This window comes from Leptolyngbya boryana PCC 6306 (assembly GCF_000353285.1).
GTDB classification, from domain to species: Bacteria; Cyanobacteriota; Cyanobacteriia; order Leptolyngbyales; family Leptolyngbyaceae; genus Leptolyngbya; species Leptolyngbya boryana.
Genome location: NZ_KB731324.1, coordinates 1,812,716 through 1,825,975, shown reverse-complemented (window position 1 = coordinate 1,825,975; position 13,260 = coordinate 1,812,716). Strand labels below are relative to the sequence as shown.

The window sequence follows — 13,260 nt, the reverse complement described above, 5'->3', positions numbered from 1 at the left end:
TAATCTTGTTGACAATGAGATTTATTATCAGAAAGTTACTGATGTGGTGTGAGATTTAGCTCCATGACAAAATCTTTATTCGTTCATTCCCTGGTGGTTGCGGCAAGCTTAGGCATTGCAACGAGTGCAACGGCTGCTGAAGTGGCAGAATTGACTGCCCAAGAACCTTTCAATCAAGTCACTTCGGTTTCCCAACTTTCCGACGTGCGCCCGACAGATTGGGCATTCCAAGCTTTGCAATCCTTAGTCGAACGCTACGGCTGTATTGCAGGCTATCCCGATCGTACCTATCGCGGCAATCGGGCTTTAACGCGGTATGAATTTGCAGCGGGACTGAATGCTTGTCTCGATCGTGTGAACGAACTGATCGCAGCAGCAACCGCTGATCTCGTGAAAAAAGAAGATTTAGCCACGTTACAAAAGCTGCAAGAAGAATTTGCAGCAGAACTGGCAACCTTGCGCGGACGCGTCGATTCGCTCGAAGCTCGAACTTCCACGCTGGAGAAACAGCAATTCTCAACGACCACGAAACTCAATGCAGAAGTGGTGCTTGGCATTACTGGAGTCGCAGCAGGGCGCGATTTTATTCGCAGAGAATTCGATCCAGTCACGGGAACAAGTAATGAAGTTGTCGATCGCGTGTCTCGCAATACGATCGTCGGCAATCGGGTTCGTCTCAACTTCGATACCAGCTTTACTGGGCGCGACATCTTGAGAACTCGCCTCCAAGCTGCGAATCTTTCTGCTCTGCCCGCAGGCATCAACGGCAACACCCTGACCAATGAAGGCGCACTGCGCTTTGCAGGTGGAGAAAACAACGAACTGGGAGTCGATGCTCTGAACTATACGTTTCCCCTCGGTGAAAAGACCACCGTTGTCATCGAAGCGAATGCAGGTGCGATCGATGACTTTACCGATACGCTCAATCCGTATCTGGATGGAGATGGGGGATCAGGCGCACTCAGCCACTTTGGGACTCGGAACTCGATCTACTATCTAGGGAATGGAGCGGCTGGAACTGGGGTTGGAGTACGCCACAAATTTAGCGATGCTCTAGAACTAAGCTTGGGCTATCTTGCGGGTGAACCTAGTTCTCCTGCGCCTGGAAATGGTCTATTTAATGGCTCTTATGGCGCGCTAGCACAATTGACCTTCCGCCCCAGTGAGCGATTAGGAATTGGACTCACTTACATTCATGCTTACAATGTCGATTTTTCTGGCAATGGCGCAGTCGGCAGTACCCGCGCAAACTTCCGATCGCTCGCTGAGAATGGTTTCCTTGCCGATGAAGTTCCAACATCTGCGAATGCGTACGGAATTTCAGCTTCTTTCCAAATTACGCCGCAGGTTGTTTTCAATGGGTCTGTCGGCTATACGAATGCTCAATCGTTGCAGCCTGGAAATCGAGGCGATTTGGACATTTGGAACTGGTCGGCAGGGCTCGCATTCCCAGATTTTCTCAAGAAGGGAAGCTTAGCTGGCATCATCGTAGGTATGGAGCCGAGAGTGTCGAGTAGCAGCGGCACATTTGGACAAGCAATCGGACGCGATCGCAATACCTCTCTGCACATCGAAGGCTTCTATCAGTATCAACTCACTGACAACATTGCAATCACGCCTGGGATCATCTGGTTAACAGCTCCAAACCATGACAATCGCAATGATGACATTGTGATTGGAACGATTAGAACGACTTTCACGTTCTAAGGCGAGACTGCTCTCTCTGATAGGGAGATGGGGAGATAGGGAGCAATCTGAATCTAGGTTCTCCCCACTCCGCAAAATGACAACTAAGTAGGGAGATGCAATTAATTGAAAGATCGTCGCTCTCGTTTGCGTCTCGCCCTGAACTGGAAGTTCGGGTTAACCGTGCGAACTGGGTTGAAACCCACTGAAGAAGGCGTTTTCATGGGCTGTTAGTCCCAGAGCGGACTTCGCACCGTTAGCCCCGAATTCATTCCGGGGCGGGTGAACAACGAAGCGAGAAAACTTGCCGAACTGATTATTAATTACGCCCATCTACTTAGGTTCTACGCCAAGCCTATATTTGCCACCAAAATCGCTCTCCCAACGATCGATTTTCCAACCTCCGATTCAATTCACGCGCCGTCGCCATTCCCGCCTGAAAAGCATTCTCAACCCGATTTCCCCCACACCAATCTCCCGTAAACATTAACGGTTGCTCGGTATCTGCAACCAGAAACGACTCCGGCAACGGTTGGATCGGAAAAGCATACCGCCACCGATGCACCTGCAACACTTCAGGACTCGTTAACCAAGGCAATCCGACCTCAGACGCTCGTTCTAGTAACCTTTCCCCAACTTTCTGAAGATCTAGATCTTCTAAGTACCGAGTTGCAAATGCTGCATTACTCTGAACTACAACTGCCGGCTGCACCGGATGTATCTGCTTCGTACTATCTAATCCAATCCATCCCAACTCCGAGTCAGCACAAATCAATGCTTTCCACGGCAATTGCTCAACTTCACTCTGTCGCTCTGCTGGATAAACCGCGATCGCACTAATACAGGGCGAATACTCAACCTGATTTAACTTGTCCCATTCATACAACTGTGCCGCCTGTGGAGCCGGGATCGCGATCACCACGACCTGAGCCGAAATTGTTTCGCCTGATTCGCAGTGCAATTGCCAACCTGGTTTGATCTCGGTCACGCGATGATTCAGCTTTAACGTTAAACCAGCCGAGAGAAACTTCGCGATCGCCGAAATTCCCGTTGGCGAAACATAACAAGCTGCTTGAGATTCAGGAGCGCGGATCTGCCCGTCTACCCATTCGTGAATTCGATCTGTCCAAACTCGGCTAACTTGACGATCGACTAGCTGATCCAATAAATTCTGAAACTCATCCGACTTCGGCTTGAGATAACACACGCCATGATCGGCATGAGTTCCGTGGAGACGGCGCGTTGCCATGCGTCCGCCCAAACCCCGCGATTTATCCAGCACGACAACCTTATACCCGGCTTGGTGCAACATTTGAGCACAGGTGAGACCAGACATACCTGCACCGACGATCGCAATTTCAAATTGAGAATCTAACATATTGATGAAACCGTAAATTCCGAAGTACCGTCTTGCTTAGGTAGAATGAATCTTGACGCTGCATCGGGAGGAAAGTAACCAGTGGATGAGTTTAGAGCCGCATTGGAATTAGCAACAGATGATGAACTGCGCGAACTGACTGAAATCTTGTTTCGTCCCAAATTCAATCCTCTCGATTATGTCAATGCTCCTGATCCGATCGATTTGCAAAGCCTGTGTCGAGAAGACTGGCTTGATGCGATCGACGATCGTTTCCGCTTTCTCGCTGCCGATGGCATCACGGTCTTGCGCCGCAAAACTGGGCAAGTGAGCTATCGCCAAGTACTCATCCAGGTCTGCCGATATTTGAAATTGCCTTATTCAGCCTCAATGTCTACGACAGACTTAGAAGCAGAAGTTTTTCTCAGTTTATTAAACCGAGCTTGGAAGCAATTGCCTGCATCAGAACAAACGGCTTTAACGAACCGTATTCAGAATACTTTATCGAAAACTGATTTTGTTGCAGATTTGCCGCTGTCTCTACAAAAGAATCCGATGTCACTCGTGGTTAAAGGTGGCAGCGCTTTAGCGGTGAATACTGTTCTTCAGCCGCTCCTACTGCAACATATCGCCCGCCAGTTTGCGCTGCATTTTGCCCGCTATCAAGTGGCACAACAAGCGATCACCCAAGGCGGAATTGCTGCGGCAACTCAGATTCAAACTCAGGTTTCGATGCAGCTAGCTCGACGCGGAATGACGATGGCATCAGCGCGATATACAGCATCTCGTGCAGCATTTGCCTTTGTCGGATCAGCGCTTTGGGCTTGGTTTTTAGCGGATTTGGGATGGAGAGCGATCGCGACGAATTACGGACGAGTCATCCCAACAATTTTTGCGCTGGCTCAGATTCGCTTAACGCGATCGGAATGTTTTGAACCGATTTAGTTTAGAGATGAAAGCACTTCAGCCTCACCCCGATCCGAATTTCCAACGCCATTGGAATGTCGTGCAAATCGGATTATTTCTGCTGCCCTTTAGTGCTTTTTTGGGCGGCACTTCGATTTTGATGGTTGCGATCGCAATCTGGGTGAGAAAATTTTCGAGCTTAAGTCGTGAACCTGTCAATCGAGGCTTTGCGATTCTAGGACTGGTGATGATTGCAGCCGCTTGGTTTGCAGACGATCGCGCAAATGCTTTTCTTGGATTGTTCAATTTTTTGCCGTTCTTTTTCACGTTTGCAGCACTAGCTGATCTGATTCGATCGCCAAAACAACTCACGCAAATTGCTTGGATTTGGGTAATCACTTCTATCCCTGTCACTGTGATCGGGATTTTGCAACTGCTCAATTTCGGTGGTATGCCTTCGCTGCTGTGGGGGTTAATTTCTTGGAAAGTTTTCGCCGGGGGTAATCCTGTTGGGCGAATGGCATCGGTGTTTGAATATGCGACGATTTTGGCAAATTACTATGCGATCGTCTTTATTCTCAGTTTGGGGTTATGGCTGCAAGAGCGCAGAAAACTCCTAATCGGAATTGTTTTACTCAACGCAATCGGACTCATTCTCACCAATTCTCGTAATGTTTGGGCGATCGCAGTTTTAGCCTGTCTAGCCTTTGCCCTGTATCAAGGCTGGAAAACTATCGTTGCCGCTGTGGGAGCGATCACAGGAATTATCCTAGGAGCCGCGTTTGCTCCAGACTCGATCGCACTGCCCTTACGCAAAATTGTGCCCAGATTTTTCTGGGCAAGACTCAACGATCAAATGTACAGCGATCGACCTGTGAATCAACTGAGATCGACGCAGTGGAAATTTGCCTGGAACATGACCGAACAGCGACCGCTAACAGGTTGGGGCTTGAGAAGCTTTGCTCGTCTCTACACTGAACAGATGCAGCTTTGGATAGGACATCCGCATAATTTATTTCTCATGCTCTCTTCTGAATCCGGTTTACCTGCTGCTGTAATGTTGTATGGACTCGTCGGTTGGATCATGGCACAGGGTATTTGGATTTGGAAAGCACTCTCCCCGACAAACCGCCCGATCTATTTCACGTTCTGGATTGCCTTTTTAGCCTGCACCTTGTTCAGTTTCTTAGATATCGCCCTGTTCGATGCGCGGATTAATTTGATGGGATGGGTGTTGCTTGCGGCGATTTGGAAGATGGAAGAGAGTGGAGAGTGGGGAGTAAGATTGCGAGGGTCTTAAACCTGCCTACTCCCTACCCCTACTCCCCACTTTTTCTACTCCTGCTGCGCCCTCACCTGTGACATCAACATCTCCAACTGTTTCTTCTCGTTCTTCAGTTCTTCTTCCAACTCCTGAATCTGCTCGCGTCTCGCCTCAAGCTCGATCGCTCGTCTCGCCAACTCCTGGCTTTCCAGCGTCAAAGACTGCCGCCACTGTTCCGCCCGCTCTGTCTCCTGCTGCAAAAATGCAGGCGTAATTCCATACGTTAGATAGCGCTGAACCAACTCCAGCACCCAATCTTTCGCTTCGCGAATATCTAAAATCTGATTGCTACTCGAAATCTCAACCAAAACTAGCAAGCCATCCGCATACGTATTGGCTTCAGCCGAAAGAACCGTTTCTTCTTCCGGGAGCCTCGTCCAAACATGCTCAGACTTTTGAGCAGCCAATAAGCGCAATCCTGCCTTGCCTAGATAGCCTTTTTTTTGAACTTGCGCCAAGTGCAGCATTAATTTACTCTCGATATCATCTCAAAGGGAACGATGCAAGTCAGGGGTGTCTACAAGGCGCTGGAGATGCTGCCTGGGCTGATTCGACAACATACTACGCTGTATCCCCGTTTCATCGCCCGTAGGTGCACTGACCTGATAAGTACCGTTATTGAACTGCCTCCGTTATAACCCGGGTGCTTCCACTATCTGTACCTAACATGACAGTATAACTTTTCCGTTTTCTCTGGCGATGCTCATTCTCCCTGCCTCATCGAATTAAAAAAAAAGACGCTAGATTTCAGCGTCTCTTGTTGAAAAATTAAGAATTGATAAATTTATAGGCGATCGAGCTTCGACTTGAGAATTTCTGCCTGCTTTTCTGCTTCGGCTAATGCATCGCGATTTGATTGCACAACTTCAGGCGGTGCTTTATCCACAAATTTCGGATTACTCAAGCGTCCCCTCAAAGATTGAATCTCGGCATCGACTTTCTTCAAATCCCGCTCAATCTTAGCTTTCATCGCTTCAAAATCGACCAGTCCAGCCAGAGGGATCGAGATTTTCACAGTTCCAGTAACCCCGACGATCGTTTGAACATCATCTGTTTCGACATTATCCGCTGCTTCCGAGATCTGCGGTTCTTCAGCGGGTGCAACTGCGACGATTGGCGCAGGTTCTCCAATCACTTCACGAGTAAAGGTTTGCACTTGCTTGAAGAAAACTTGGCGATCGTCTTTGTTCCAGAGTCGCGCTTTGGTAAACCAGATCGTATAGATAATCCCAACCACTTCAAGGAATGGTGCGAGCAATGGAATTTCGTGAATTCCGCTTGTGACCGTCGCAGCAATCTTAATGGCGAAAATAATCGAGCCAATCAGCAACAGCGATAACAAGACGTTCTGATTCTTAGCAATGAAGGAGCCAACGATGTCGAGAGCCATGACTAAAACTGGAGCATCGTCCGCGATCGCACTCGCTTTCGGTGCAGATACGGTTCTAGCAGGCTGATCTGCCGTACTCGTAATCGACAAGGTTTCAACTCTTGCCAAGTCTTTGATATAAGACTGTCCTGCAATCAGAGTTTGCTTTTCTTGCGGATCTTCGGTTTGCATCGCAACCGTGATTCTCGCTCCTGGCTTGATTTCCGCTCCGGCTCTCAAGTTCCGAATTGTGCGAATCGAGTTGATAATCAGGTCAAACTGCCGCTCTAAGTTGGCATCGATCGCACTTACGTCTGGGTTCGGATAAGGTTGGAGCGCTAACGATTCTGTGTCAGGCGCTTGAGTCAGCGTGTGCCAAATCTCTTCGGTAATGTGTGGCATAAACGGATGTAAGAGTTTCAGCGTTCCTTCCAACACATACGCCAGAGTTTGCTGAGCCGCCAAACGCGAAGTTGTCGGCTCTCCTTGTAAGCGCGATTTTACAAGCTCGATATATTGGTCGCAAAAATCGCCCCAAATGAACTCATAAAGGCTCTTTGCAGCTTCTCCAAACCCATAGCGATCGAGCGAGGTTCGGACATCCTGCGCCACTTGATGAAATCGCGACAAAATCCAGCGATCGCTCAACTCCAACTGATCAGGCGCACCCAATTGAGCGGGAGTCTTCCCGTCCAAGTTGAGCATGACAAACCGCGACGCATTCCAAAGTTTGTTGGTGAAATTGCGCGAGGCTTCAACTGTTTCGGATTCATCGGTTTTGCGATCGTAGGCAATGCGAATGTCTTGACCTGCCCCCGTCACTTCTCGAATGAGCGTATATCTCAACGCATCCGTGCCATATTTATCGATCAAGATCAGAGGATCGATGCCGTTGTTGGCAGATTTCGACATCTTTTTGTTGTTTTCATCCCGGACTAACCCGTGAATGTAGACATCCTTAAACGGCATTTGTCCGGTGAAATGTCCTGCCATCATCGTCATCCGGGCAACCCAGAAAAAGATAATGTCGAATCCTGTCACCAGCGTGGCAGTGGGATAGTAGCGCTTGTAATCCTCGGCATCGGTATCCGACCAGCCCAACGTCGAAAAAGGCCACAATCCAGAAGAAAACCAAGTATCCAACACATCCGGATCTTGCTCAATCTGAACCGATTCGCCAAACTGCTCGATCGCTTTCTGTTGCGCTTCGGCTTGAGATCTCGCCACAATAAACGGCGTATAGTCGGTGATCTCGCCATTGGTTTCACTCACTGCATACCAGGCTGGAATCTGATGTCCCCACCACAACTGCCGCGAGATACACCAATCTTTCAAGCTCACCAACCAATCGCGATACACTTTCGTCCAGCGATCGGGCACAAATTTCGGAGAAGTCTGATCATCTAAAAACGATAACGCTCGACTCGCCAGCGGTTCAATTTTGACAAACCACTGCGTTGACAGTAACGGTTCAACCGGGACTTTTCCGCGATCGCTGTACGGAACCGTGTGCTTATAAGGCTCAATTTTCTCTAAACAGCCTTCTTCTTCCAATCGTTTGACAACATTTTTACGAGCAACGAAGCGATCCTGCCCCTGGAATTCTCCAGCGTTCTCATTCATCGTGCCGTCTTTGTTCATCACGTTGATTGACGGCAATTTGTGACGCTGACCCATCTCGAAATCGTTTGGATCGTGAGCAGGTGTCACTTTTACGCAACCTGTTCCAAAACTTGGATCAACGTGATCATCTCCGATAATTGGGATTTCGCGATACACCAGCGGCAAGATCAGCGTTTTACCGATCAGATGTTTATAGCGATCGTCATTCGGATTCACTGCAACGGCTGTATCTCCCAACATCGTTTCCGGTCGAGTCGTTGCCACAACTAAAAAACCGTCTCCATCCACGATCGGATATTTGAAGTACCAGAGATTCCCGTCTACTTCTTTATTTTCAACTTCGAGATCCGACACAGCAGACTGACTGGACGGACACCAGTTGACTAAATAATTACCGCGATAAATCAAGCCTTCGTCGTGCAGCTTCACGAAGGCATCTAACACCGCAGCCGAAAGCCCTTCATCCATCGTGAATCGTTCGCGCGACCAATCGACGGACACCCCTAAGCGTCGAAGTTGATTCACGATCGTGCCGCCGGATTCGGCTTTCCATTTCCAGGCACGTTCTAAAAACTGCTCGCGCCCTAAATCATTGCGCGTCTTACCTTCTTCTTTTAATTGCCGCTCCAGAATCGTTTGAACCGCAATACTCGCGTGATCGGTTCCAGGTAGCCACAGCGTATTCTTACCGAGCATCCGCTGATATCGAATTAACACATCGATCAGCGAACTCTCAAAGGCGTGACCCATATGTAAGCTACCCGTGACATTTGGTGGCGGAATCACGACACAATACGGCTCGCCAGGTTGACTCGGATCAGCCTTAAAGACCTGATTTTCCTCCCAGAACTTTTGCCATTTCGCTTCGGTGGTGCTTGCGTTGTATTGAGTTGGGAGAGAGGCAATCATGAGAAGTTTTAAAAAATCGGGGACATTTAGCCATCATAAACGCTTCTCAGCGTGAGCAGGCGTTAAAAATGGGCACTCCTTTTCAGAAGCGCCCATCGATTCAGATTGAATGAAATCTCTAGTCGATGAAGCCCATGAGCGTCGAAGGATCGTCAACATCGTTTGTGAAAATCGGTCGATCGCCCGGCAGCTTCTCAGCGTGCATCAAGCCGGATGCGCTTGCCATCACGGGACGATCGCCCGCTAGGGTCAATGCCGAGACAGAATGGAAATCGCTGTAAAAAATTGGACGATTGCCAGGCAGCATTTCAGCGACTTTCAAATTGCTTGCCAGAATGGGACGACCATTCAAAATCGTGCCGAATACTGCAAGATGGCTTGCTTCGATCGGGCGTTCACCGGACGAAGTAATGGTGCCAACAATTTCGATATCACTGGGCATGACGGGACGATTCCAAATCGAGAGACTGGGAACATCGCTACGAATTTCAATCGCGCTACCGTTTCCTTCAGCGGGAGTTGCTGTTGCTTCGATCACGTCTGCGTTACTCATAGGAGGTTCCTCCGGGATTGATTCTTTTGGAGTTGATTCTGTGGATGCTTCTTGAAAATCGCTGTCTAAAGCGGTTTCTGAAATGGGGTCAGTCGGTTCGCTGACTTCGGGTTGTTCACTGACGATGGGCGGTTCGTTAACTTCTAGCGATTCGCCAACGTCTGGACTTGGAGATTCTGAAGTCGCTTCTGGGGTCTCAGCCGGAGCAGGAGCCGAACTCTCAGGAGTTTCTGTGACCTTCGCGGCAGTGCGTCGATTACTGGTCCTGCGAGTACTGGTTTGAGTTCTGCGGCTGGTTGCCATCGCGCCATAACCTCAATATTGTTTACAGAATTACACTGTGCCAACCACCGGAAGAGTTTACCCAGGGCGCAGTATGTAAATTAGAAAATTACGATTCTTAGGAGATCATTATAAATTAAAGCGTTGCTTCAGATTGCATCAGATTCCGAAGCAGAACTTATCAGAATGATTAGTCGATCGTAATGAATTGCCGCGTTTCAGCTTCCCTTCAGTCAAGAACAAAGCAATCGCTCAAGACTTAAGCCCTAACTTTTCAGGATGCTTAACCAAGACTGATCCGTTATACACATTGAGTGCGGTCACCTCAGCTTGAGCACGATCGCCGAAAATCTTAGTGACAAAAAAGGGACGCATTTCGCGCCCCATCATCATCATTTCAAATGGTTCTAGACATTTGCAGGCACTTTTGTTGCACCAGCTTGATTGGTCAGACGCTCGTACGTTGCACGCATCTTCAGACCCGTCAACACCTGGAACAAGCCTGTTCCATTGTTAGAGCCAGGATACTCACGGTGTTGCAACAACAATTCGGTTACTTCCCCGTTGTACTTCGCAGAAGTCTTGCTCAAATGCTGTTCGATGTAGATGACTTCTTCGAGCTTGTCGAATTGACCATCCACTTCGAGCACCGAAACTCCGTGCTTGTAGTACACATCCGGTCCGTAGTGCATTCTGATGCCGGGATATGAACAGGTCAGCTTCCGTCCACAAGGAGTCCAATCGATCGTCGAACCCTCATCAAACAGATAAACCGGGTCGTAGCCTTCAATGCCATCGCGTTGAATCATTTGAACACGCAGAACTTTCCGTTCTTTGTCCTCTTTGATCAACTGGGTCGGCAACACCTGAATCACAACATCTGCAAACTCTTTCTGCGGATCGATGTACGCATCAAAGTCCGGTTTGCGTGAGTTAATTTGTGCCAACACATCTTCGTAGCTATGACCACGCTCAGCCATATCGCGTTGAATCTTCCAAGCGATTTTGACTTCATCGCTAATGTCGAGATAGACGCTGAAATCAATCAAGTCGCGCACGCGCTTGTCATACAGCGGATGCAAGCCTTCGATCACAACGATGTGGTTCGGTTCGATCTTCTCAGGTGGATCAATTTCCCCGGTTTCATGGTTGTAAATCGGCTTATCGATGGTTTCTCCACTCTTGAGCGCTTTGATCTGCTCTGCCATCAGGTCAAAATTATTTGCCTTTGGGTTGAGTGCAGTGATGCCCGTTTCCTTGCGTTGTTTCCGATCCAGACTGTGGTAGTCGTCCAGGCAGATGACGGTGACGAAATCTTCCCCAAACAAATCTGTGATTCGGCGCAGAAACGTGGACTTACCGCACCCGGAGTCTCCGGCAACGCCAATCAGAACCACGCGGTCTGGCTTACTGGTCATAAGTTTCCTCTAAAAACAAAAAGTCAACGACGTTTTTTTGGGTCAGCCAGGAGAGTCTGGACTGTCTCGATAGCACTCTACCCTCACAAGTCACAGCACAAGGGTCTTTGGGCAAGAGCGATTGCCACAAAAAAACACCCTGCAAGCAGCCCCGCAAAGGCTCAAGGCATAGCGTAAGTATTTAGTACTATCAGCTAAGGGGATTCTACCAAATCGCGATCCCACGGACAAGGCTTAAAAGAACTTAAAATTTGAAATTATTTTTTATTGTGAAATTAAAAAGATTAATCTGAGTTTTATATTTTAGAGTGATCGAACGGTTCCAAGCCTCTGTAAAGTAGGGACGGTAGCGAAGTTGTCGCGTCCGATACGGTCTTGGCAGGTTGGGGAAGTTTGCGATCGATCCCCAAACCATGCATATTTATCTACATGGGCAGCTTGCAGCACAATTCATTCTAAATTAGGTCGGAGAAACACACAGCGATGTATTATTCCAGCGCGTCGGGTGCTGCGAACACCCAATCGGGGAACCGAGTTTTTCGGTATGAGGTGATTGGTTTGGGTCAAAGTGACGCAGACGGTTCCTCAGGTTCCACGGTTCGGAAAAGCGGGAGCACTTTTTTTAATGTCCCTTATAGCCGCATGAATTCGTTTATGCAGCGGATCTCCCGAATGGGGGGCACGATTGTTAGCATTCAGCCTTTAGATGCAAACGGCAGTGGCACTGGAAACGTTACTGTTGAACAGAAAGCTCCTGCGATCGCGCAGGAAAATGCTTCTGCGAGCAGCTCAACAGGATCTAAGCCGATGACACAAGCCAAGGCTAAAAAACACGCAGATGTTCCAGTCAACATTTACAAGCCGAACAGTCCGTTTATCGGGAAATGTATTTCTAACGATGAATTAGTAGGCGAAGGCGGAATTGGAACTGTACGTCATATCAAATTTGATATTTCAGCAGGCGATCTGACTTATGTAGAAGGTCAAAGTATTGGGATTATTCCTCCCGGTCTTGACAAGAATGGTAAGCCAGAGAAGCTGAGACTGTATTCGATCGCATCGACTCGCCACGGCGATGATGTGGATGACAAAACCGTGTCGCTTTGCGTGCGCCAACTCGAATACAAGCACCCTGAAACAGGCGAAACCGTTTATGGGGTTTGTTCGACCTATCTCTGTAACCTAGAGCCAGGTGCAGATGTGAAGATCACAGGGCCGACCGGAAAAGAAATGCTCTTACCGGAAGAGACCGATACGAATGTGATTATGATGGCAACCGGAACCGGGATTGCTCCGATGCGGGCATACTTGTGGCGGCAATTCAAAGATAACGAGAGAGCAGCGAACCCCAACTATCAGTTCAATGGTTTCTCTTGGTTGATCTTCGGGATTCCCACCAGCGCAAATATTCTCTACAAGGGCGAACTTGAAGAGATGGCGCAGAAGTATCCGAATAACTTCCGCTTGACGACTGCAATCAGCCGTGAGCAGCAGAATAAAGATGGCGGCAGAATGTACATTCAAGACCGCGTCGCTGAAAATGCGGCTGAGTTGTACAAGCTGATGAAAGATGAGAAAACTCATACCTACATTTGCGGTCTGAAAGGCATGGAAGATGGCATTGATGCCGCTCTCGGTGCTGAAGCTGCAAAAGAAGGCGTGGAGTGGAAAGAGTTCCGCAGCGCGATGAAGAAAGCAGGTCGCTGGCACGTTGAAACGTACTAGAGTTCTGTAATTTTTAGCATAAGAAACCGGGGAAACTGAAAGGTTTTCTCGGTTTTTTGTTGAGATCCCACTCCCCACTCCCTACTCCCTACTTCTCTCACCGTGGAG

Annotated in this window: 10 protein-coding genes; 4 read left to right on the top strand and 6 right to left on the bottom strand. The window is 48.6% G+C overall.

Annotated elements, in window-relative coordinates; translation table 11 throughout:
• The first annotated feature begins 63 nt into the window (after nucleotides 1-63).
• Nucleotides 64-1,707 (top strand): iron uptake porin, encoded by a 1,644-nt coding sequence (locus LEPBO_RS0109040; protein WP_017287236.1) that lies wholly within the window; start codon nucleotides 64-66, stop codon nucleotides 1,705-1,707.
• 334 nt (nucleotides 1,708-2,041) lie between these two features.
• Here the strand turns inward: LEPBO_RS0109040 and LEPBO_RS0109035 are convergent, their stop codons facing one another.
• Entirely contained in the window at nucleotides 2,042-3,064 is a 1,023-nt protein-coding gene (locus LEPBO_RS0109035) for an NAD(P)/FAD-dependent oxidoreductase (RefSeq protein ID WP_017287235.1), read from the bottom strand.
• 81 nt (nucleotides 3,065-3,145) lie between these two features.
• Here LEPBO_RS0109035 and LEPBO_RS0109030 point away from each other — a divergent pair, with 81 nt between their 5' ends.
• A complete protein-coding gene (locus LEPBO_RS0109030) occupies nucleotides 3,146-3,988 on the top strand; it encodes a YaaW family protein (RefSeq protein ID WP_017287234.1) in 843 nt (280 codons plus the stop codon).
• A gap of 7 nt (nucleotides 3,989-3,995) precedes the next feature.
• Nucleotides 3,996-5,249, top strand: coding sequence for an O-antigen ligase family protein (locus tag LEPBO_RS36565; RefSeq protein WP_017287233.1), 1,254 nt, complete (start codon nucleotides 3,996-3,998; stop codon nucleotides 5,247-5,249).
• Between the two features lie 35 nt (nucleotides 5,250-5,284).
• Here LEPBO_RS36565 and LEPBO_RS0109020 read toward each other — a convergent pair whose 3' ends face one another.
• The 5 genes from LEPBO_RS0109020 to LEPBO_RS0109000 form a co-directional block, all read right to left on the bottom strand.
• Nucleotides 5,285-5,740, bottom strand: a complete 456-nt coding sequence (locus tag LEPBO_RS0109020) for a hypothetical protein (protein ID WP_017287232.1) — start codon at nucleotides 5,738-5,740, stop codon at nucleotides 5,285-5,287.
• Nucleotides 5,741-6,057: 317 nt separating this feature from the next.
• The gene (locus tag LEPBO_RS0109015; protein ID WP_017287231.1) at nucleotides 6,058-9,174 is read right to left on the bottom strand and encodes a valine--tRNA ligase; all 3,117 of its coding nucleotides are present in this window, start codon (nucleotides 9,172-9,174) and stop codon (nucleotides 6,058-6,060) included.
• A 118-nt stretch (nucleotides 9,175-9,292) separates the two neighbouring features.
• A complete protein-coding gene (locus tag LEPBO_RS41715; protein WP_017287230.1) occupies nucleotides 9,293-10,030 on the bottom strand; it encodes a hypothetical protein in 738 nt (245 codons plus the stop codon).
• Nucleotides 10,031-10,261: 231 nt separating this feature from the next.
• Nucleotides 10,262-10,405 (bottom strand): hypothetical protein, encoded by a 144-nt coding sequence (locus LEPBO_RS43960; RefSeq protein ID WP_017287229.1) that lies wholly within the window; start codon nucleotides 10,403-10,405, stop codon nucleotides 10,262-10,264.
• An 11-nt stretch (nucleotides 10,406-10,416) separates the two neighbouring features.
• Entirely contained in the window at nucleotides 10,417-11,427 is a 1,011-nt protein-coding gene (locus tag LEPBO_RS0109000) for a phosphoribulokinase (protein WP_017287228.1), read from the bottom strand.
• A gap of 483 nt (nucleotides 11,428-11,910) precedes the next feature.
• Here LEPBO_RS0109000 and petH point away from each other — a divergent pair, with 483 nt between their 5' ends.
• Complete coding sequence (gene petH / locus LEPBO_RS0108995) at nucleotides 11,911-13,152, top strand: ferredoxin--NADP reductase (protein WP_026148517.1); 1,242 nt, start codon at nucleotides 11,911-11,913, stop codon at nucleotides 13,150-13,152.
• Nucleotides 13,153-13,260: the final 108 nt, after the last annotated feature.